Source organism: Streptomyces sp. NPDC015171 (assembly GCF_043079545.1).
In the GTDB taxonomy this organism is placed as follows: Bacteria; Actinomycetota; Actinomycetes; order Streptomycetales; family Streptomycetaceae; genus Streptomyces.
The window spans coordinates 16113-34585 of record NZ_JBIBUO010000025.1 but is presented as its reverse complement, the minus strand read 5'-3'; the positions used below and the strand labels follow the sequence as shown (position 1 = coordinate 34585).

Annotated in this window: 22 protein-coding genes and 3 pseudogenes; 9 read left to right on the top strand and 16 right to left on the bottom strand. The window is 68.4% G+C overall.

What is annotated here, in order from left to right; genetic code table 11:
- Positions 1 to 262: 262 nt before the first annotated feature.
- On the top strand, positions 263 to 1417 hold the full coding sequence (locus ACF073_RS37930; protein WP_392076052.1) for a phage tail sheath family protein: 1155 nt from the start codon (positions 263 to 265) through the stop codon (positions 1415 to 1417).
- A 144-nt stretch (positions 1418 to 1561) separates the two neighbouring features.
- Positions 1562 to 1996 (top strand): hypothetical protein, encoded by a 435-nt coding sequence (locus ACF073_RS37925; RefSeq protein ID WP_392076051.1) that lies wholly within the window; start codon positions 1562 to 1564, stop codon positions 1994 to 1996.
- Between the two features lie 309 nt (positions 1997 to 2305).
- On the opposite strand, the gene ACF073_RS37920 is transcribed toward ACF073_RS37925, so the two are convergent.
- The 4 genes from ACF073_RS37920 to ACF073_RS37905 form a co-directional block, all read right to left on the bottom strand.
- Complete coding sequence (locus ACF073_RS37920; protein WP_392076050.1) at positions 2306 to 2617, bottom strand: hypothetical protein; 312 nt, start codon at positions 2615 to 2617, stop codon at positions 2306 to 2308.
- Entirely contained in the window at positions 2614 to 3087 is a 474-nt protein-coding gene (locus tag ACF073_RS37915; protein ID WP_392076049.1) for a hypothetical protein, read from the bottom strand. Before ACF073_RS37915 ends, ACF073_RS37920 begins: the two co-directional genes overlap by 4 nt.
- Positions 3088 to 3573: 486 nt before the next feature.
- Positions 3574 to 3792 carry a hypothetical protein gene (locus tag ACF073_RS37910; RefSeq protein ID WP_392076048.1) on the bottom strand — a complete coding sequence of 73 codons (219 nt, stop codon included), beginning with the start codon at positions 3790 to 3792 and terminating at the stop codon, positions 3574 to 3576.
- A gap of 28 nt (positions 3793 to 3820) precedes the next feature.
- The gene (locus tag ACF073_RS37905; RefSeq protein ID WP_392076047.1) at positions 3821 to 4063 is read right to left on the bottom strand and encodes a hypothetical protein; all 243 of its coding nucleotides are present in this window, start codon (positions 4061 to 4063) and stop codon (positions 3821 to 3823) included.
- 122 nt (positions 4064 to 4185) lie between these two features.
- Between ACF073_RS37905 and ACF073_RS37900 the strand changes: the two genes are divergently transcribed.
- Positions 4186 to 4809: a CAP family protein gene (locus ACF073_RS37900; RefSeq protein ID WP_392076046.1), complete on the top strand. Its 624-nt coding sequence runs from the start codon at positions 4186 to 4188 to the stop codon at positions 4807 to 4809.
- Positions 4810 to 4909: 100 nt separating this feature from the next.
- Here ACF073_RS37900 and ACF073_RS37895 read toward each other — a convergent pair whose 3' ends face one another.
- A complete protein-coding gene (locus ACF073_RS37895; RefSeq protein ID WP_392076045.1) occupies positions 4910 to 5323 on the bottom strand; it encodes a hypothetical protein in 414 nt (137 codons plus the stop codon).
- A gap of 210 nt (positions 5324 to 5533) precedes the next feature.
- Positions 5534 to 5704, bottom strand: coding sequence for a DUF5670 family protein (locus ACF073_RS37890; protein WP_011113206.1), 171 nt, complete (start codon positions 5702 to 5704; stop codon positions 5534 to 5536).
- Between the two features lie 411 nt (positions 5705 to 6115).
- Here ACF073_RS37890 and ACF073_RS37885 point away from each other — a divergent pair, with 411 nt between their 5' ends.
- Positions 6116 to 7102 (top strand): L-threonylcarbamoyladenylate synthase, encoded by a 987-nt coding sequence (locus tag ACF073_RS37885; protein ID WP_392076044.1) that lies wholly within the window; start codon positions 6116 to 6118, stop codon positions 7100 to 7102.
- 102 nt (positions 7103 to 7204) lie between these two features.
- Here the strand turns inward: ACF073_RS37885 and ACF073_RS37880 are convergent.
- The 6 genes and pseudogenes from ACF073_RS37880 to ACF073_RS37855 form a co-directional block, all read right to left on the bottom strand.
- A pseudogene (locus ACF073_RS37880) lies at positions 7205 to 7336 on the bottom strand (carbonic anhydrase); the annotation flags it as partial.
- Between the two features lie 139 nt (positions 7337 to 7475).
- Positions 7476 to 8129: a hypothetical protein gene (locus ACF073_RS37875; RefSeq protein WP_392076043.1), complete on the bottom strand. Its 654-nt coding sequence runs from the start codon at positions 8127 to 8129 to the stop codon at positions 7476 to 7478.
- A complete protein-coding gene (locus ACF073_RS37870; protein ID WP_392076101.1) occupies positions 8126 to 8737 on the bottom strand; it encodes an alpha/beta hydrolase in 612 nt (203 codons plus the stop codon). The genes ACF073_RS37875 and ACF073_RS37870 overlap by 4 nt, the downstream gene beginning before the upstream one ends.
- Before the next feature lie 387 nt (positions 8738 to 9124).
- Positions 9125 to 9379 carry a hypothetical protein gene (locus ACF073_RS37865; RefSeq protein ID WP_392076042.1) on the bottom strand — a complete coding sequence of 85 codons (255 nt, stop codon included), beginning with the start codon at positions 9377 to 9379 and terminating at the stop codon, positions 9125 to 9127.
- A gap of 799 nt (positions 9380 to 10178) precedes the next feature.
- The gene (locus ACF073_RS37860; RefSeq protein ID WP_392076100.1) at positions 10179 to 10628 is read right to left on the bottom strand and encodes an ATP-binding protein; all 450 of its coding nucleotides are present in this window, start codon (positions 10626 to 10628) and stop codon (positions 10179 to 10181) included.
- Positions 10629 to 11442: 814 nt separating this feature from the next.
- Entirely contained in the window at positions 11443 to 11850 is a 408-nt protein-coding gene (locus ACF073_RS37855) for a VOC family protein (RefSeq protein ID WP_392076041.1), read from the bottom strand.
- Positions 11851 to 12062: 212 nt separating this feature from the next.
- Between ACF073_RS37855 and ACF073_RS37850 the strand changes: the two genes are divergently transcribed.
- The 3 genes from ACF073_RS37850 (at position 12063) to ACF073_RS37840 (ending at position 13985) form a co-directional block, all read left to right on the top strand.
- Positions 12063 to 12578, top strand: a complete 516-nt coding sequence (locus tag ACF073_RS37850; RefSeq protein WP_392076099.1) for a DUF6192 family protein — start codon at positions 12063 to 12065, stop codon at positions 12576 to 12578.
- Between the two features lie 486 nt (positions 12579 to 13064).
- On the top strand, positions 13065 to 13370 hold the full coding sequence (locus ACF073_RS37845) for a hypothetical protein (RefSeq protein WP_392076040.1): 306 nt from the start codon (positions 13065 to 13067) through the stop codon (positions 13368 to 13370).
- Positions 13371 to 13460: 90 nt separating this feature from the next.
- A complete protein-coding gene (locus tag ACF073_RS37840; protein WP_392076039.1) occupies positions 13461 to 13985 on the top strand; it encodes an AAA family ATPase in 525 nt (174 codons plus the stop codon).
- Between the two features lie 111 nt (positions 13986 to 14096).
- On the opposite strand, the gene ACF073_RS37835 is transcribed toward ACF073_RS37840, so the two are convergent.
- Positions 14097 to 14555, bottom strand: coding sequence for a glutaredoxin domain-containing protein (locus ACF073_RS37835; RefSeq protein ID WP_392076038.1), 459 nt, complete (start codon positions 14553 to 14555; stop codon positions 14097 to 14099).
- Positions 14556 to 14726: 171 nt separating this feature from the next.
- Here ACF073_RS37835 and ACF073_RS37830 point away from each other — a divergent pair.
- Positions 14727 to 15040, top strand: a pseudogene (locus ACF073_RS37830) (transposase); the annotation flags it as partial.
- Between the two features lie 625 nt (positions 15041 to 15665).
- On the opposite strand, the gene ACF073_RS37825 reads toward ACF073_RS37830, so the two are convergent.
- The 3 genes and pseudogenes from ACF073_RS37825 to ACF073_RS37815 form a co-directional block, all read right to left on the bottom strand.
- Positions 15666 to 15890 carry a DUF3592 domain-containing protein gene (locus ACF073_RS37825; RefSeq protein ID WP_392076037.1) on the bottom strand — a complete coding sequence of 75 codons (225 nt, stop codon included), beginning with the start codon at positions 15888 to 15890 and terminating at the stop codon, positions 15666 to 15668.
- A 428-nt stretch (positions 15891 to 16318) separates the two neighbouring features.
- Positions 16319 to 17242, bottom strand: coding sequence for a hypothetical protein (locus ACF073_RS37820; protein WP_392076107.1), 924 nt, complete (start codon positions 17240 to 17242; stop codon positions 16319 to 16321).
- 497 nt (positions 17243 to 17739) lie between these two features.
- Positions 17740 to 17937 (bottom strand): annotated as a pseudogene (locus ACF073_RS37815) (serine/threonine protein kinase); the annotation flags it as partial.
- Positions 17938 to 17953: 16 nt separating this feature from the next.
- Here ACF073_RS37815 and ACF073_RS37810 point away from each other — a divergent pair.
- Positions 17954 to 18286, top strand: coding sequence for a hypothetical protein (locus tag ACF073_RS37810; protein ID WP_392076036.1), 333 nt, complete (start codon positions 17954 to 17956; stop codon positions 18284 to 18286).
- Positions 18287 to 18473 lie beyond the last annotated feature (187 nt).

Here is an 18473-nt window from a genome sequence, read left to right as displayed (position 1 = left end):
TCTCTACCTCCAACCAAAAGATCATTCCGGGACAGCCCTTAGATGGCCTCTGAGCGCGCAGAGCGACTCAGCAAGGCGGATCGCCGTTCTGCCCGGCGGTTTGAGCGAAAAGTCACCCGCCTCTTCCTCCTTTTGGGTGCGCGTGTCCAGCCTGTCTTGCTCGTGGGGAGGAACTTGTCGGGAAGCGGTCGGTAGCGGCGCGGCGCGGAGCTGGCAGTGCGTACGGTGCTGTGGCTGGTGATCGCCAAACGAGTGGAGAGTCATGCCCAAGATCAATCAGGTTTCCACGGCTGGGGTCCGGTTCGTCAGTGGGGCATCAACGGCCATTGCGGTGTTCCTCGCGGATATCGCCAATGCCGAAGCGAGGCCTGTCGCCCTCAGCTCCTGGAGGCAGTTCGAGGAACGGGCGCTCATCGCCGGTGCTGTGCAGGACGAGGAACGTGCGACGCCAGAGTTCGAGGTGTCCCAAGCTCTGTGGATGTCCGTGTACGGCTGGTTCCAGAACGGCGGCGGCAAGTGCTACCTGGCACCCGTGAGCGGCAGGAAAGGGCTAGGCAACGCGCTCGGCAAACTGGAGGCTATCGGAGAGATCACCATCGTCGTCGCTCCGGACTTGTGGAGCGGGGCCTCTGAGCAGGAAGCCCACGCATCGGCCGGGCTGATCGCTGACCACTGCGCGCGGATGGACAACCGTGTTGCCATCCTTCACCTGCCCAAGGACACCGGAGCGTCACCGAACACGGATGCGGGCCTGGGAATCAAGCCGGACGCACGCCGACAGGTCACGGTCTACCACCCATGGGTTGAAGTCCTCGACCATTCCGACCCAAAGGGGCCCCGGCTGACTGCCCCTCCCACCGGCCACGTGGCCGGCGTGTGGGCCCGGGTCGACGCCGAGCGTGGCGTGCACAAGGCGCCCGCCAACGAGACTCTTCGCGGCGTGGTCGGCCTCTCCCACGAGATCAGCGACACGGAACAGGCGGAGCTGAACAACCTCGGGGTAAATGCGATCCGGACGTTTCCCGGCTCGGGGATCCTGGTCTGGGGCGCGCGCACCCTCGCTGCCAGTGACGCCACCGACGTCGAGCACACGTACATCAACGTGCGGCGCTCGGTGAACTTCATCAAGCAGTCCATCCGCCAGAGCACGAACTGGGTGGCCTTCGAGCAGAACGACGATCGCCTGCAGACCTCTGTGAAGGCCATGATCACCAGCTTCCTGACGGACCTGTGGCGGCGCGGGATGCTGGTCGGGAAGGCGACCGAGGAGGCGTTCTACGTGATCTGCGACGGGACCAACAACCCACCCGAGGAAGTCCAACGAGGCACCCTGACCGCCGAGGTCGGCGCCGCCCTCGTCCGCCCGGCCGAGTTCATCACCTTCGAGATCACTCAGCAGGCCAACCAGGGCGACTGACCCTCACTGGTCGCCGCGCTCAGCCAACTTCGTCCCGTTCGCTCGCAGCAGGGAGAAATCTCTGGGCTCTGTCCACAGGCCCGCACGCCAACCATGCGATGAGCACGCCGCGAGTCGCGCGGCGGCCATCGTGAGGAGAGCTTGATGCCGTACCTGATCCCGTCCCGTACTCCGCTGACGCCCGACCAGGTGGAGCGGGGCTTCGACTACCTCCTGGCGCTCCAGATGGGTGGCGGCGGTGCCGTCGCCGGGCGGGCGGAAGCCGACCCGGAGCTGGCGTTCATCCTGCTGCGGCTCGCAGAGGACATCGTCTGGCCCGTCACGGCCGTGGACGCAGAAACCGACCTGTGCGCGGACTCCTTCGCCCTGGACGGGGTCGGGTGCGTGCTGCTGTCCGCGCTGCGCAACTGGGCGCGGGACTCTCCCACCACGGCGGTGTCGGGCATCGCCCGCAGCATCATCCGGTTCATGGTGAGCGTCGTCCCGGACCCCGACCACGAGGACTTCGCCGACACCTTGGAGGCGTCGCGCGACGCGCACCTGGCGGTGGCTCACGCGGCTGCCGGTGCGCACCGGTAGCCGCACCCCCCTGCGGGGTGAATGCGCACCGGGTGCGGTGGTGCGGTGCGGTGCGGTGAGATGCCGCCAACTTGAAGTCGCAGGTCAAAGGGCTGGCGTGATCGGTTCTTGGGGTACTCGTGCTGGTCGTGGGCGGGGGTCCGCGGAGAAGATCGTCTGTCAGTGCCTGGCACTCAAAAGGAATCGAGGGGGGACACCACCTCTCTGTCTCCGCCTTCAACGTTCTGGAAGGAAGCGACGAGCGGCCTCCCGGGAGAAGATGTCTTCCGGGAGGCCGCTCGTGTTCCTGGTGCGCGCGCTGGTGGCCGTTCAGTAGCTGGTCAGGTCTACGACCACATCGCACAGGGGATCGTCGGTCGGCTTCTGGTCATGCTCGTTGTCGAGGTAGCCGGATGTGATTCCGGCGAGCAGGCCGGGGCCGGTGTGGCTGATGATCACGTCGGCGCCGTAGGTGACGCTTCCGTCGGGTGCTGTGAGGTACAGCCGCATACGGTCGCTGCCGGTGATCACCAGCCCCTTGAAGGCGGGGACGTCCGGCGTGTGATGGGCGACCAGGGCGCGGACGATCCCGGGCAGACGCTCGAAGACGCCCTGGTGGTGGTCCTGGCCTGGAGCTGTCACAGCTTCGCCCAGGCCGGGCACTTGTTCCCCGGCTGGTTCTTGCAGAACGCGTTGATGACGCCGATGGTCTGCCCCCTACCGGCGTCGTATCGCTGGTCCTGGGTCTTGCGTGAGTACTGAACGATGACCACGATCTTCACCATCCGAGGCCGGGGTACGCCGGTCTCAAACTCTACCCCGCCATACACGAGGCGGCCGTGATGGTCGTCGCTCTCGGGGTGCTCGTTGACGACGGCCGCGATCGTTCCGCACTTCTTGATGTTGTGGCGGCCGGTGAAGTGCTGCCAGCCGAACTCGGAGTTCCCGTAACGGGTGACGATCTTCCGGCCCGTGGGGTCCTTGGCCTGGCACTTGATGCGCTTGTCCCAGGGGTGCGGCTGTGCGGGCATGGGGGCCGCAGAGGCGACAGGCCCCGCCAGCAGGGAGGCCACGGCTACGAGTGCTGCTGCGGCCGCTGCGATCTTCTTCATGTAATGATCGCATCATTGGCTCTCGCGTGGGAACAACGCTAGATCCGGACGTTACTGCTGGGGCACCAGGTGGTAACGGCCCTTGCTCGTGGGGCCCTTACGGGCTCAGGACGCGGCGCAGCCGGTGCCCTGGCCTGTCCGCACGCCGGAGCGTCACGAGGACTCGTCGGCGCAGTCCCCGGCATGCCGGGGACCGTCGCTTGTCTGTCGGGCGGGCCGCCGACGCCGACAGCGCCCGTCCGCGCGCCACATCGCGGGCTTCCGCGACCAGGTCAGCCATGTGCATTCACCTGCTGGTCTGCACCGTCCGGTCCTTGCTCGCTGCGGTGCGGCCGCCTCCTACGATTCTGTGCATGCTAGTTCCCGAACTGCTGGAACGGATCACCGCGCGGCGCGCGGGACTGGACGAACTCGAAGAACAGCTGGTCAAGGAGCTGGCGGAGGTGCGGGGCCGCCACCGGCGGCCCGCGGCCCCGGGCAGACCGGCTAAACCGCGCGCTCGGCGGCCAGGAGCTTGTCCGGCGGCAGGTTGCAGGCCGGCGCGGCCACCCGCCGGCCATCCGGGCCGCTCTCCCAGTGGCCCGCACCCGAACCGGCCGGGAACTCGCCGGTGACGTAGTAATCGGTGTCGAAGCCCAGCGAATGCTGACTGCCCGGGGTGTCCCGTTCGCGCCGGTCGGGAGGATCTCGTGATGCTCCAGCCACAGACACGCCGGAGCCCGCGCCGGAATCGTCAGCCCCCGGGTCTTGGTGTCTCCTCCCGCATCGCAGTGATGTTGGTACGCCGCTCGTACCCCATCTCCACCGTCGCCGACACCGAAGCCGTCACCGTCGTCTCCGCCCCCACACCGAACGGCTTCGCGCCCGCCGTCACACCGACCGACGCACCGACCGTCACAACCGTGTTGACACTGAACGTGTCGCCCTGCTCCTTGGTGATCCCGGTCGTGATCGCCCGCGACTCGTCCTGGGGCATCGACCTGTTGCGGTTGTCCCGGTACAGAACCAGCTCGAAATGACGCTTGCGGCGCCTCTCGTGTCCTCATGTTTCCCGGCCAAGTTGATCACGACAAGTACTCGTGCGACTGGGAGCATGCCTTGAAGCGATACCCGAAATGGAAGTCCGTCCTGGGAGCGGCCGGCCTGGCCGCCGCCGTGATGCTGACGGCCTCGGCCCCATCTGCCTGGGCAGACCCGCAGCCCGACATCACCGACGACGCCTTCCTCAAGGACTGTCAGGACACGGTCAACGCCTACCGCGCCCGCCACGGCGCCCCGCCGCTCACCTTCGACGAAACCCTGATCGAGTATGCCCAGGAGCGGGCGCAGGAGGTATCAGCAGCCGGCAAGCCGACCCACGACGGCCTCGACCCCCGCTACGGCGAGAACCTCGACCGCGGGTCGACCGGCCATAGTGACGAATCCGCCCCCTACAAGCCCCGCACCTGCAAGCAAGCCGTGGACGGGTGGTACAACGAGGCCAGGAAGTACGACTTCGACAACCCCGGCCCGCAGAACAAAGCCGACAACTTCACCCAGCTCGTGTGGGCGAGCACCACCAAGATCGGCTGCGCCCGCGCCGGCGGAGAGAAGCCCGATGACGGCTCCGGGTGGTACTGGTACGAGACCTACATCGTCTGCAACTTCGAAACACCCGGCAACCAGTACAACACCAACGACCCCGCCACGGCATACAAGGACAACGTCCACAAGGCCAAGTAGTCGCCGCCGCTGCTTGCGGCGGCACCCGGCCTGCGCGCGCAGGGCCGCAGCGTGAGGCCCAGGGCGCTGTCGGCGGTAGCTGACAGATGATCAAGTGCTCTCAGCGGAGCCACAGCACGCTGTCATGCCGCAGAACGTGCCACTGTTGCGTCAGCCGCGGCACGTCGGCGAGGGCCTTGCGGCGCTTGAGTTCCCCTGCGAGGCCGAGAAGGGCGTCGTGGATGCCGGCGACGTCCCCGCGGCGAGTCACGGTCGGCAGGGCCTTCGCCCACAGGTGGGAGATCCGCTCGGGGTCGAGGAAGGGCACCACGGTGGTGCTGCCCCCGCCGCCGGCGGTGCAGACGAGGACGTGCGGGGATTCGGAGTCCAGGTCGACGGTGATGGTTTGGCCGGTGGTGCTGATGCCGATGAGCGAGGTCCCCTCGGGCAACGCCTCTATCTGCTCGCGCAGGTCGGGGGCGTAGCAGATCAGCGCGCGGCCGCCAGCCCCCCCCCAGATGGATTCGAAGGGCATGAGCAGCGGCCCCGTAGACAGGAGGAGCAGGGTTCCACTGCTGGGTCCGCAGGGCCGCTGTATAGCTCACGTACCCTGCGGTGCGTCCGATAAGCCCGATGCCTCCCAACCACTAGGCGGGTTACGCGTTCGAGGCCCCGGCCGTGTCCGGCCGGGGCCCCAAAAACGCCTTACGCGCGTGGCGCGCTGATCGCGCCGGGTGTGATGCGTCTACCAGCGGTACCAGCGACCCTTGCGGCCGCCGCTGTCCGCCGTACGCACGACGAAGCCCAGCAGCCACACGACGAGCACGATCACCGCGATCCACCACAGCGCCTTCAACGCGAAACCCGCACCGAAGAGGATCAGAGCCAGCAGAAGAACCAGAAGCAGGGGAACCATTGTTATCAACCTCCTGGCCACCGCATGCCCTTACATCACACCTACAAGCATATAAAATATGTGTTTCTTTCAGCAGGTCAGGGGCATATGCAAGTGCTGCGTGCCGCCATGCAGGGTTCCCCCAGTCCTGTCCCCCACGCACCGCAGCAGCAACTCATGCGGTGCGACAACGGCTGGCGCTGATGTTGCAACTCACCTGACTGAACGTCACCCCTGACCAGCATGACGAACCGATCCGCCTGGACAGAGGGAGGGCATGAGACGAGTTGAACCGGTGCGCACGTGCACTTGCACTCCGACCCGGCACTCGTGCTGCCGGCCTCCCGATTCCTGTCCAGCACCGGGAGGCCGTCGTGTGTCGGGGTTGGGGGATATCGGTCACAACCGTCGCCGGTCCCTGGGGCTTCTAAGATGGCGAGGGTGACGGTAAGAACCACTGACATCGAGAAGGCAGCCGATGTGCTGCGCGACGGGGGCTTGGTGGCTCTGCCGACCGAGACCGTCTACGGACTGGGTGCCAACGCTGAGGACCCCGCCGCGGTCTCGCGTATCTTCCAGGTCAAGGGGCGCCCGGCTTCGCACCCTCTGATCGTCCACCTCAGCGGCGCGGAGCATCTGGACGAGTGGGTCCAGGAGGTACCCGCGACGGCCCGCTTGCTGGCCGAACGCTTCTGGCCGGGGCCGCTGACTCTGGTCCTGCGGCGCGGTCACCGGGTGCCCCTCGAAGCGACCGGCGGCTTGGAGACGGTGGCCGTGCGCGTGCCCGACCACCCCGTCGCACTCGCGCTGCTGTCGGCCTTCGGTGGCGGGGTCACGGCCCCGTCCGCCAACCGCTTCGGCTCGGTCAGCCCCACGACCGCGGACGACGTCCGTGCCGAGCTCGGTGACGCCGTCGACTTCGTGCTGGACGGCGGCCTCTGTGAGGTCGGTCTCGAGTCGACCATCGTCGACGCCACCGGCGAGATCCCGACCATCCTGCGGCCCGGCGGGGTGACACGCGAGGATCTCGAAGCGGTGCTGAGGCGGCCGCTTGCGGTCCCTGCGACCAGTCACATCCGAGTGCCGGGCCAGCATCCGTCGCACTATGCGCCCCGTGCTCGAGTCGTCCTGGTCGAGCCGGAGAAGGTCGTCGCCGAGGCGGAGCTGGCGCAGGAACTGGGGCACCGGGTCGGCGTCTTTCTGCCTGCTGCCTTCGCCGACGCTGAGGTGAAGGTGCACTCGGTGGTGGCGGTCCCCGGTTCGATGGCCGCCTACGCGCGCGGGCTGTACGGGTTCCTTCGCGAGCTCGACCAGCAAGGGTGCGACCTCATCGTCACGTCCCTGCCGGCGGAGGAGGGGCTGGGACTGGCGATCGCCAACCGGCTCCGCCGCGCCGCGGGGCCCCGAACGACCGTGTGACCAGCGCCGGCGCCGACGCCGTGCCTTTCGGGTGCGCTTCGGGGGTGATCGAGCGGTGATCCGACCGGGGCAAATCACGTAGGGGCAGCCACGGCTGGGTGGTCAGGACGCGCCAGGCACCGTCGCATCGAGGCCGCGGGGGGCGACGAGCTGTGCACTGCCGTCGGCCGGCCGGTAGGACAGCCCCACCACACCGAGGCGGCCGGCGGCCACCCGCTCAGCCAGGACGCGGGCCCACTCCCGTGCGCCGCTGGGTCGGCAGGCATCCGGCCTCGGAGTGGGTCGTCAGCGAGCCCAGGATCTGCCGCGCGGTGTCCGCGTGGCAGATCCTGGGCTGCTGGGGGCGGCTTCCGGCCGCGGTCCCGATCGGTGGCTAGGAACCGGCCGGGACCTGGTGGCGGGTGGAGCTGCGGTAGATCGAGATGCCGGCGGCCAGCAGCCAGTAGCTGAGGAGCGCCCCCATCAGAGCGGTGGTGCCCCAGCCGTTGGCCGCGTAGAAATGGGCCGGGGTGTTGCCGAAGAACAGGGACGGTACGAAAGCCAGGTTGACACCCGCGAGAAGGTAGGCGGAGCTGCCGACCCAGCGCGGCAGCAAGTCGGCGCGGCAGACGACATGTCCCAGTGCTGCCAGGAACAGTGCCAGCAACAGCCGGGAGATCGTGCCGTAGAGGATGTAGGTGCCGCTGACCGTGATCGTCGGATCGATGGGACGGTCGGCGGCGATCACCGCACCGGCCTCCAACCCGGTCGAGACCAGGGCGATCGCCGTGTACACCAGGCCGATGGCGAACGCCATCGAGCCGGCCCACTCGTAGTCGGGCCGTGCGAGTCTGACGAGTTCCCGGAACGAGGTGACGAAGACGGCCAGCGAGGTGATACCGACGATGCCGATCAGCAGCCTGGTCAGCACGTTGGCGTCCGGTGGCGGCCCCGAGTAGACGAAGTACAACGGCACTTCGACGATGAGGGCGACGGCGGTCACGATGCCGGCGATGCCGGTCAGGCGCCTGACGAAGCGTTCGTTCATGGGAATTCCCCCGAGTCCGTGTGTGGGATGCGCGTCGGTCCGTTCGCCAACGTGTCCAGACTGCCGTCGGCCGTGTCCGACGTCCCTGGGCCTGGACACCGGATCGGGGGTGGTGCCGGTGACACCCTCGGCGGAGTGCTGTGCGGAGGATGGCCAGCCGCCGTACCGGGCGGCCGTGGCCGGCTCAGGGGGTGGCGGCCGCCAAGCCGCCGCCTCCGGTGGCCATGCCGCCGACCGGCTTTGGGTGCCGGGAAGGGGGGCTCGTCCTGCCGGCAGGTCGCTCCGGGCGGCGGGAGTGTGCCGTCGATCAGGTACCGGCTCTCGTACGTCTTCACACAGCTGATGGGGTTGGTGAGGGCGGTGTGGCCGTACCCCTCGTTGGTGAGCAGGCGGGCGTCGGCCAGTTCCCCGGCGAGCGCCTGCGCGTTCGCGTAGGGGGTGGCGGGGTCGTACCTGGTGCCGACCAGCAGGACGGGGTGTGCCGTCGGCCTGTTCCACGGGCCGCGGTAGCGGTCGGCGGCGACGGCCGGCCAGATGATGCAGGCCGCGGTCGCCCAGGTCCAGAAGCGTCCGGCGTCGTCCGCACGGCCGGCGGCGGCCGCTTCCATCGCGGGGTAGGCGGCGGGGTCACGCGGATCGGGGCTGTCGCCGCAGAGCACCGCGCTCGCCTGTTCCTCGCCGACGTACGGATTCGGATGCGGAACCGGTGGCGGGGGGGGCGTGGGGCCGGGGGCACATGCTGCGCCCGCCCCCGCCGCCTCCGTCAGGCGGCGTGGAACTCGCGGGCCTGGCCGCCGCGCCACTCCACCCACTGCGGGTCGTCCCAGATGGCCTCGGTTCGGCGACGCCGGCGCCCTCGAGGAACACAGCCAGGTCGTGGGAGCGGGCCCGGGTGGTGGTGGCGGTGCCGTAGATCCGGCCGCGCAGCAGCTGCTCGTCATCACGGTCCATCCGTTCAGCCTTGCAGCCGCTGCTGACAGCCGGGCCCCGTCGCGTCACCTGCGAAAGCGCAAGAGCCAGGTTCCGCCAGCCTTCTGCTCGGGCACGGCCTGGCCCGGCTCCTCGTGCCAGGGCTCGTCCGACCAGGCTTGCTGGACGTCGGTGACGTACTGCTGGTCGCAGTCCCCGCACAGCGTCGGACGGGCCTCCATGGGAACGGTGCCCCAGCCGGTGCGCTTCACCGCCTTCCACCGCTCGTCGGTGAACGCCGCTTTCCACTCGGTGCAGCGTGGCCGGCGGGGGTAGCGCATGAACTCCTGACGCGCCCATTCGGGGAGCGGCTCCTGGTGCTCGTCCTGCCTGCCGGGCGTGGGGACAGCGCTCGCGACGGCGGCGCCTTGGGTTTGCAGCCGTCACACAGCTGGGGGTGGGAGCCCTTCGGGGTGCCCCAGTCCGTCGCCTGTGCCGCCTCCCAGCGTTCGTCGGTGAACTTCGCCCCGCGGCCGGTGCAGACGGTGCGGCGGGCCTCGCGCTCGGCTGCCTGCTTCGCCGCCTGTTCCTGGGCCGCCCGCGGAAGCTGGGCCTGGTACTCCTCCTGCCGGGCCTTGGACTCTTGTGCTCGCGGGCGTCGGCAGCGTCACGGTGCGGGTTGCCGGTCGCCTCCAGGAGCGGCTGCATGTGGTCGCGGCCGAAGCGGAGGGATACAGCGCCGGCCGGTCCGTACTCGCGGAGATCACGCAGCACGACCGCGACGATCGGGATCTTCCCGTCGTAGTGATGATGGTGGCCGCCCCGCTGCCGCTCCCCCTGCCACAGGTGACGGGACAGCTCTTGATAGCTGTTCATCGACCCCGCCGGGTTGGTGATCCGCCTCCCCGTCATCAGTTCTGCTCCCTCGTTGCTCGCGACCAGCCGCCGCCCAACCGCTGGCCGCGCCCGGCCCGGAGGGCGTCCGGGGGATTCCCTCCGGCCTGGGGTGCCGGGCACCGAAGGGGGGTTCCCAAGGGGCCTTCGAAGGGGGCACCCAGGGAGCCCCCTTGGGCTTGCCCGCCAGGGGCGGCCTTCCGGGGTGACCGGACGGCAAGGGCAGCTGGGCATCGGACCGCCCGACTACTGAGGGCGGCGTCCGGTGATGTCTCCGCCGGGGTCGTCGGGCAGGGCGACGCGGGCGGTGATGCGTTTTCCGACCGGCTCCCGCTGAGCCTCGAAGCCCTGCGCGACGGCCATGACGATCTCCAGGCCGTGCTGGCCGACTCTGCCCGCATCGGCGGCCCGGGCCACCGGCAGGACGGGATCACTGTCCCACACGACCACTTCCACCACGGCACCAATGATGCGCAGCTCCATCAGCACCGGCCCGGGAGCGTACTTGCGGGCGTTGGTGACCAGCTCGCTGACCACCAGCTGCGTCAGGTCCATCGCACGCGCGGACACCGGCAGACCGTGCTCAGCCTGCACGCGGGTCAGAAAGCCCACCGCACGATGACGTGCGTCGGCGATGCAGGATCCGTCGCCGTCCAGGGCGATGGTGTCCTGTATCAGAGGGGCGTTGCCAGGCATGACACTGCCCTCGCCGTCGCCCTCGGGGACTGCTTCCGCCGCATCCACCCGTTTTCCCCCGTTCACCCGCCCGCGTGTACCCCGGATTCTGCCCCGCATGCCCGTGAGCTCAATTGCATAGAGGGCCGAACGGGTGTTCACCGTAGTATCGGGGCAGGCTGCCAACGCACACCGAGTCAGCCCGAGCGGGCCCCCATCAGCGAGCGCAGCCGAGGAAACCGCTCCCACAGTCACGCACGTAGCCACGCGTCACCTGATCAGCGGGGAGGGTGACGATAGCCACGGCGGCTCGTTGAAGCGCAGGTTCCGACTCATCCTGGACCTGCGTCAACCACCACACCCGCAGCGTGCCCACCGGGAAGACCACCAAGGGCCCTGGTGCCGTCACCGGTCTTCTCGGTCAAGTGCCCCTCAGCAGCGCCCTGAACCAGTGCGGCGGAGCAGACCTCTACGACCCCACGACCATGCTTTGCCAGGAGCGGTCCACGACCGGGGGATGCTTCGGTGACTCTGGTGGCCCCCTGGAGTGGGGGCACTGATCAGCGTGACATTGCGCAGATGGTGCTGGACCTCTGCGCTGCCAAGCGGATGCTTTTGACGGCGAAGCGTCCGCCGAGGGCGAGGCCTGGTTCGGGGAGCCCGAGCCTTCGTCCAGCGCAGCAGTGCCCGGCAGACCTGGGGCCGTCCGGATCGAACGCCCACCAGGGTGACGCGCATGCTGATTGCCAGCCTGAAGGCCAGGACGGTCAGGGTGTCTCGCAGAAGCAGCAGCTGACGTCGTGGCCCTTGGTCCTTCTGTTGTCCGAAGTCCGGGTCAGGCGTATTTGCCGAGGTCGCTGGCCTGGAGGGCGGCCTGGTCGTTGATGCCGATGACGTAGCCGTCCGGGTCGCGGAAGTAGAACATGCGCTGGCCAGTGTGGTCGGTGCCGGTGTCCTTGACGATCTCGGCGTGCTGGGAGATGCGGTCGTGGGCGCCGTCGAAGTCGTCCACGCCCAGGTAGAACATGCCGGCGAAGCCAATGGGGGTGTTGGCCAGGACGGGCAGCCAGTTCTTCAGGTCGGCGTTGCTGTAGAGCATTCCGCAGAAAGCGCCCTGGTAGAGCAGCATGTGGATGTCGTCGCCGGGGCTGGCGGTGCTGGAATCGATGTCGAAGCCGAGCTGTTTGTAGAACGCGATGCTGGCGGCGGTGTCCTTGACACTGAGGCAGGGAGCGAACGGCATGGGTCCTCCATGGTCGGGTGCGGCCGTCACCGGGGTGCGGGCGCGAGGGGGCCGGCACGAGCCGCCGGGCGCCCGTGGTTTCTTTCTCCGCCGGGCCGGGGGGCTGTGCACCCCGGGGGCCGCCGTCCTGGTGAGAGCAGCCGCTGGGGCGGCGGGGCGGGTTTCGCCCTCCTGATCCGACCGTAAGGAGTGAATAGGACGAAGAATGTCCTATATGGCTCGCGGAGGGGCTGCACGGGCGGCTGCCGCGACGTGTTGGGTCGCGTCAGGGCCAAGGCCTAGGACGGGGCGCTGGCGGAACGGGTCCGGGGCCTTCTGGCGGGATCGCCAAGGTCCGCGCCGGGGCCGACTGGCTCGAAGGAGCCATCGACAGCGGCGAGTTCACCCTGGACGTGCAGCTCGCCCAGCTCCTCCGGCACGAAGGCGAGTCGGGTCGTGGGCCGGCGTCGGCGGCCCGGCGAGGGCAAGCCCGTCAGCGAGTACTACGGCGATCTGGTTCGCATCGCGCTGATGGAGGCCAGACCTACGGGCCTTCATACCCGCCAGCTCATCTCCGCCGCCCAGCTGAAGAAATCGCAGGTCGCCTGGGGGATCCGGCACCTGCGGGACGTCGGAGCGGTCGAACACCTGACCCCGATCATCTGGGGGGCGCCGGGACGGCTATCTGTCTTCCGACGAGCCGGCGGAGTGGATCGAGTACGAGAAGAAGCAATTCCGGCAGATCCTGATCCGCCTCACCCGCGCGATCACCGGCACCCTCAACCCTCGCCTGGCCCGCTACCCCGACGACGAATGGGGCCAGCTCGCCCAGGCCCAGCTCACCGGGGTCCGCGCGACCCTGGCCCAGCTCACCAAGCAGACCCCGGACCATCTGGACACCCGGCCCCCTTCGATCAGGCCAGTCATGCCCGCACCCGCCACCCACCGCCGCCGGCGCTACCCCTCGGACACCACGATCGCCGAGTGGGCCCTGTTGGAACCAGTGCTGCTCGTCCCGGCCTGCCAGACCAAGACGGGCGGTCATCCGGAGAAGTGGCCGCGGCGCGACATCGTCGACACGATCGCCCTCCCGATGATGGTCGACGTCACGCCCGCAGATATGACCGACCGGGACGCGGCCCGCGAACTGCTCTGGCGCCTGCGGCTCACCCAGCCGCAGATCACCCAGGCCTGGGCCGACTCTGCCTCTGCCGAACAGCTCGTGACCTGGGCCGATGACCGCCTCTGGCCTCGCCCTGCGGACCGTCTCCCGGCCCAAGGGTGCCAAGGGCTTCGTCGTGGTCCCCCGCCGCTGGAAGGTCGAGCGGACACTGGGCTGGCTGACGCATGCGCGCCGCAACGTCCGCGACTACGAACGTCTGCCCCAGCACTCCGAATCCCACCTGACCTGGGCACTCTTCACGGTGATGTTCAAGCGCCTGACCCGCAAACGGCCGGCCCCGGCCTGGACGCGGAAGACGAAACCCGCCCCTGACCAGACCATTCACTCAGACGACGGACCGTCCTCACCTGGGTCCTGACACCGCCGCAGGAACTCCAGGTCCGCAGTTCTCTGCCCGAATCTCCCACTCCGTCCGCCCCTGCGGCCCGCACAGCGCTAGCGTCAAGGCATGATCTTATGGCTCAACGGCACCCACGGCGTGGGCAAGACGACGACCAGTGCGCGCGTGCAGCAGCTGGTCCCGGACTCGCGGGTGTTCGACGCCGAAAAGGTCGGCGAGACGCTCATGGACATCAAGCCAGGGCTGCCCGCGACGGACAACTTCCAGCACTGGCCGCCGTGGCGGCCCCTCGTGGTCGAAACCGCCCGACGCATCCTCGACTACACCGGCGGCACGCTGGTGATGCCCATGACAGTCCTGGTCGAGCAGTACTGGCGCGAGATCAGCTCGGGCCTTGCCCAGCACGCCATTCCGATCCGGCACTTCGTCCTCCATGCCGACCAGGACACCCTCCGCAGGCGCATCGCGGGTGACACCGTTCTCGGCCCCAACTCCCCGTTCCGTCTCCAATACCTTGAGCCCTACGCCGAGGCGGCCCGCACATGGCTGCATGCCGAGGCCGAGGTCGTGGACACCACGCACCTCACACCCGCCCAGGCGGCCCAGCAGATCGCAGAGGCCGTCAAGAGCTGACAGAGTGACCTTCCGGTGCCAAACATCGCAGGAGTTGACCAGCCCGCCTACGTGACCACTATCGCGCTTCGGCTCAGCTCCGGGTTCAAAAACACGCTCTGAGCGCGTCTTTTAACCTCGACTGCGTCCTGATCCCGTGGAACGGGAGAGTTGCTCGCGCACCCATGCAGGATCGGGGTTGGTGTGCGGCTGGCCCGTCACGATGACGGTCGGCACGGTCTCGTTGCCGTCGTTGGCCGCCCTCACCGCTGCGGCTCCAGCCGGGTCGCGCCAGATGTTGACCCAGTGCGCCTGTTGGGCGCTACGGCCCAGCCGCATGCGCAGTCGGATGCAGAATTTGCAGCCTGGACGCCAGAAGACGACCGGTCGGCCGTCGACCGCGCTGCGGCGTTGTGCTTCCAGCGTGCCGACCGACCTCGGGAAGATCAGAGGTGAGTTCACGCCTGCGAGCAGCACAAAGACCAGCAGGTTGGCTGCGGCTACGCTGGGAGTCCCACTGACGGTGAGCCCAGCCGCAAGGGCTGAGCCGCAGAGCACCAACAGTATCGGCAAGATCCAAGCGCGCGTCATGAGGACGAAGGCTATCGATGAGTCGAAAAGAGCCTCGAACTAGGCCGCTCACCTGGGCATTCGGGGGACGCTGAGACGGCCTTCGTCTGATCATGTGCTCCGACCAAGGTGCACCGATCGAGACGAAGGCCGTGAAGGTGAGTGCTGCCTGCCGCCGGTCCTGGGGAAGCGTTCGACCTGGAACGCACCGTCCGCATGATCAAGCAGACGCTCGGCTGGACCTGCCCGGAACTCCGCACCCCCGAGGCCGCAGAGCGCTGGACGTGGCTCGTTCTCGCGGCCCACACCCAGCTCCGGCTCACCCGCGAAGCTGTGGCGGACCTCCGCCCGCACCTGCACTGTCCGGCCCGCGCACGGAACCATCAATGCCCGGACCAAGCAGGCCGCTTGACTCGAAGAACCGCCGCCCCGCGACCCACTACGACGTCGGGATAACGACCAGACGCCCTGAGAGCATCATCGAGCGCGACAGCCTCAGAGGTTGAAAGACAAGCAGATGATCTGGTCCCTTGGTGCTGCTGTGAGTGAGGGGCGGCAGGCTGCCGCCCATGGGTTACGACCTTGCGATGCGGGAGGGTGAGCGGCCGACGGATGACGCCGCCGCGGCCCGGTGTTTCCACGATCTGCACGACCGGTACATGGACACGGAGGGCCTGCGGTTCCCCCGGTGGAGCCAATAGCGGCCTTCGTGACCGCGCTCGTGGAGCGGTGGCCGGATCTCACTGAAGACGTGGACGACATCTCGCCGTGGTCAACCGGTCCGCTGATCGGGGAGGCCCGCGGCCCCCTGATCTACTTCCCCATGCGCTCGAGCATGCCCGAGGAAGCAGCTGCGTACCCGGCGGGGGTGGCTTCGTCGATGGGCCTCAACTGCTTTGACCCGCAGGCACGGAGACTCCGACCCTGACCGGACAGCGGAGACGGACCAGATCAACTGGGAGTTCCAGCGTCTCGTCGTCTCAGTTCTTCTGGTCGTAGCAGGTCACAGCCACCACCAGGGCCCAGATCGTTTGAGAGGGGACAGGTGATCAGGCAGTAGTCAGGAGGACCGACAGGGTGCCGGCCGTGAGCGCCGCTCCCAGGACGGTGGATATCAGGTAGATCGAGGGGTTATCCCAGCCTCGGATCTCGAAGCGGTGGGAGTTCATCGCGTCGTAGGGGACCGTCCGGGGTCGTCCAGGTCACGACGGGGTGGGGGTACTTGGCTCCATCGTCGTCTCGCCTGGTGTCGTGGCGCACGATTCGGCCTACCGCAGTGATTCCGGTGCGTCGGAGCCCGGTGGCGCGGCGGAGTCCATACCCGCCGGCACAAAGGGAGCTCACGCCGATCAGCATCGGTATGAGCGAGAAAAGCCATGCGCGTGCCCTTTGATGTCCGACGCCTGGGTGACGTCATTGGTTGCTGGGGCGGGCATGGCCGTCATGGCTGACGGGCCGAAACGCGAGCATGATATTAGCCACAGGTCAGCCCGCTATGACACGCGACTGCGGGGCGTCAGAACGCCAGAGCTCTTGTGGAACCCGTGGGGGCCTCTGGTGCGCCAGAACGCGCCCCAGCCTTCGCCACCGATGTCGTCCCTCAGTCGGTGCCAGTCGTCGACCGTCGTACCGCGGCATCGGTCCGCGGCCAAGCCCGAGCCTCAGAGGTCGTCAACCTGACCCACTCACCGCACCCTCGGGCGGATGCCCGCCCGACGATGTGGTGGAACGTATGGAGGCGCCTTGCCGGAGCCTGGCGGAAGCGCGGGTGAGTGGGACGGCTGTCAGTCCTTGAGCTTGTACTCGCAGGGCTTGGCCGACTTGCCGTCTTGGTTGTCGGCGACCTGCTTGCCGTCGACGTTGATCGTGCACGGGGCTGCCTTGAGCATCCCGTCCGGGCCCTCGACCGAGCCGGGCACCACCGACACCGTGACGCCGACCTTCAGCTCGGCGTCCACCAGTTGCACGGTCTCCGTCTTCGTCCAGGGCAGCGTCACCTCCTCGAAGTGGTTGGTGTTGCCGATCCACAAGACCTTGACCTTGCCCGTGCCGCCCACGTGGAAGACCACTTGGTGCGCAAGGCCCTTCTTCTGCGAGGACGAGCCCTTTGCCTCGCCGCTCGCCGAGGCGCTCGGCGAGGCCTCGCCCGCCTTGGCCGGGCTGGCGTCCTTCTTCTCACTGCCGCACCCTGTCACCAAGGCCGCCGTCGCGAGCAGGCTGATGGCGAGGGTTGCTGTTTTACGCATGCGTGTACTTCCCCGTTGCTGAACTGATCCGTGCTGGTGCACTGAACGACCGTAGATCATGGTGTCGCACGGGAGGACACCGCCTGAGGGGCCTCGGGGAAGCGCGGTCCCGCGTTGATGCGGGTCAAGGCCCGCATGCTCTTGCTGTTCGTTGGCGCGCTTGGGCATCCGGGGCTGGGAGGCCTGGGGCCCCGAGCGGTGTCGGTGCGCGACCTGGCCGGTCCGAGTCGACGGAGTGAGACTGACGCGGATGCGGCCCGGTGCCAGCATCGCCGTGAACAGCGCCGCGGTCGGCCACAGCACGACACCGACAGCGGTGAGGGTGAGCACCGAGAGGCCGGTGTGGTGGCCGGTGAGCAGGACGATGGCGGTGTGGAGGATGCAGGCGGTCGTGGCGAGATCGGCGTTCCAGGCACTCCGGTGCAGGCTTTGCTCGACCAGGCGGCGTACGCCGCTGGCCAAGGCGAGCAGGGCAGGGCCTCCGAGAAATACGATGGCCAGGGCGCTCGCCCACAGGTGGGGGCGTGGAGCAGGAGGGCAAGCGTCGCGCCGCCGGTCAGGAACAGGGTGCCCAGCAGACGGGCCGTGGTGATCCTCAGCTGCTCGGGGTGCGCCGGCTGCGGCGGGTCGAGCAGGTAGAGAACGGTGAGCAGCGGCCCGGCGGAAATGCCGAGGCCGGCCGTCCAGGCGGGAGGCAATGTGGCGGTGAGCGAGAGTTCGCCGGCGATGGCGGCGGCCGAGACGGCGCCCGCACTCACAGCGGCGGACCGAGTTCTGGGTCCGCGGCCTCCGGCCGCCCGGTCGATCGTGGTGGCCACCACCGTGGGCGGGGGCGGTACTGCAGTGGGAGCGTCGGCGAAGGCGGCGAGTGCGGGGTGCAGCTGGGTGAGCCATGCGCGGGCTTCGGCCGCAGTCGGCCGACGGTCGGGGTTCTTGTCGAGGAGCTCCAGGACCAGTTCCTCGAGCTCGCGGGGGACGTCGGGGCGCAGGGCGGATGGCGGGACAGGCGCGTCGTTCAGGTGATGGTTGAGGACCTGCCAGCCCGTGCCGGTGAAGGGGACGCTGCCGGCGAGGAGTTCATGAAGGAGGCAGCCGAGCGAGTAGAGGTCACTGGGGGCGGCCAGGGTGATGTCGCCGCGTCCCTGCTCGGGCGACATGTCGGCGGGAGTACCGATGGCGACGCCGGTCACCGTCAAGGGGTGGTCCGCACACGACGCCCAGGCCTACGGCCCGTACTTCTGCGGCAGCATCAACACTGCTCAATGCGGCCGTGGCGGAGTCACCGACGGGCACACCTGGGTGTGGGCCTGCGACGATCAGAGTGATGGCAAGGGGTACGCCGTCTACTACACGCTCAAGAACGGGAAGACTGGCCACGTTGCCGACTCCAACGGACACAGCTCCAGCTGTGGCAACGTCCAGGTGACCATCTCCAGCAACCCCGTCACCATCATCCAGGGCGTCGACACTACAGACGACGTCGCTACCGACCCGGTCGGAGCCTGACGGCTCGGGGGGGGCGGGTGTGGGAACCCGCGCCGGGACGGCACCCTCATGGAGCACCTCCCGCGCGGTGGCCACGAGTGCGACGACCCGTTCCCAGAACGGGGCGTAGCACTCGTTGAAGCGCTGGATCGCGCCGGCTTCGCCCTCGGTCATGTCCTCCAGCGCCTGATGGTTGTCTGACGGAGAG

Coding starts and splice junctions, on each gene's coding strand:
- ACF073_RS37930 (WP_392076052.1), top strand. CDS start 263: ATGCCCAAGATCAATCAGGTTTCCACGGCTGGGGTCCGGTTCGTCAGT.
- ACF073_RS37925 (WP_392076051.1), top strand. CDS start 1,562: ATGCCGTACCTGATCCCGTCCCGTACTCCGCTGACGCCCGACCAGGTG.
- ACF073_RS37915 (WP_392076049.1), bottom strand. CDS start 3,087: ATGAAGAAGATCGCAGCGGCCGCAGCAGCACTCGTAGCCGTGGCCTCC.
- ACF073_RS37905 (WP_392076047.1), bottom strand. CDS start 4,063: ATGCCCCAGGACGAGTCGCGGGCGATCACGACCGGGATCACCAAGGAG.
- ACF073_RS37895 (WP_392076045.1), bottom strand. CDS start 5,323: ATGCCCTTCGAATCCATCTGGGGGGGGGCTGGCGGCCGCGCGCTGATC.
- ACF073_RS37890 (WP_011113206.1), bottom strand. CDS start 5,704: ATGGTTCCCCTGCTTCTGGTTCTTCTGCTGGCTCTGATCCTCTTCGGT.
- ACF073_RS37885 (WP_392076044.1), top strand. CDS start 6,116: ATGGCGAGGGTGACGGTAAGAACCACTGACATCGAGAAGGCAGCCGAT.
- ACF073_RS37875 (WP_392076043.1), bottom strand. CDS start 8,129: ATGAACGAACGCTTCGTCAGGCGCCTGACCGGCATCGCCGGCATCGTG.
- ACF073_RS37870 (WP_392076101.1), bottom strand. CDS start 8,737: ATGGAAGCGGCCGCCGCCGGCCGTGCGGACGACGCCGGACGCTTCTGG.
- ACF073_RS37865 (WP_392076042.1), bottom strand. CDS start 9,379: ATGCGCTACCCCCGCCGGCCACGCTGCACCGAGTGGAAAGCGGCGTTC.
- ACF073_RS37860 (WP_392076100.1), bottom strand. CDS start 10,628: ATGCCTGGCAACGCCCCTCTGATACAGGACACCATCGCCCTGGACGGC.
- ACF073_RS37855 (WP_392076041.1), bottom strand. CDS start 11,850: ATGCCGTTCGCTCCCTGCCTCAGTGTCAAGGACACCGCCGCCAGCATC.
- ACF073_RS37845 (WP_392076040.1), top strand. CDS start 13,065: ATGACCGCCTCTGGCCTCGCCCTGCGGACCGTCTCCCGGCCCAAGGGT.
- ACF073_RS37840 (WP_392076039.1), top strand. CDS start 13,461: ATGATCTTATGGCTCAACGGCACCCACGGCGTGGGCAAGACGACGACC.
- ACF073_RS37835 (WP_392076038.1), bottom strand. CDS start 14,555: ATGACGCGCGCTTGGATCTTGCCGATACTGTTGGTGCTCTGCGGCTCA.
- ACF073_RS37825 (WP_392076037.1), bottom strand. CDS start 15,890: ATGCTGATCGGCGTGAGCTCCCTTTGTGCCGGCGGGTATGGACTCCGC.
- ACF073_RS37810 (WP_392076036.1), top strand. CDS start 17,954: ATGGCGACGCCGGTCACCGTCAAGGGGTGGTCCGCACACGACGCCCAG.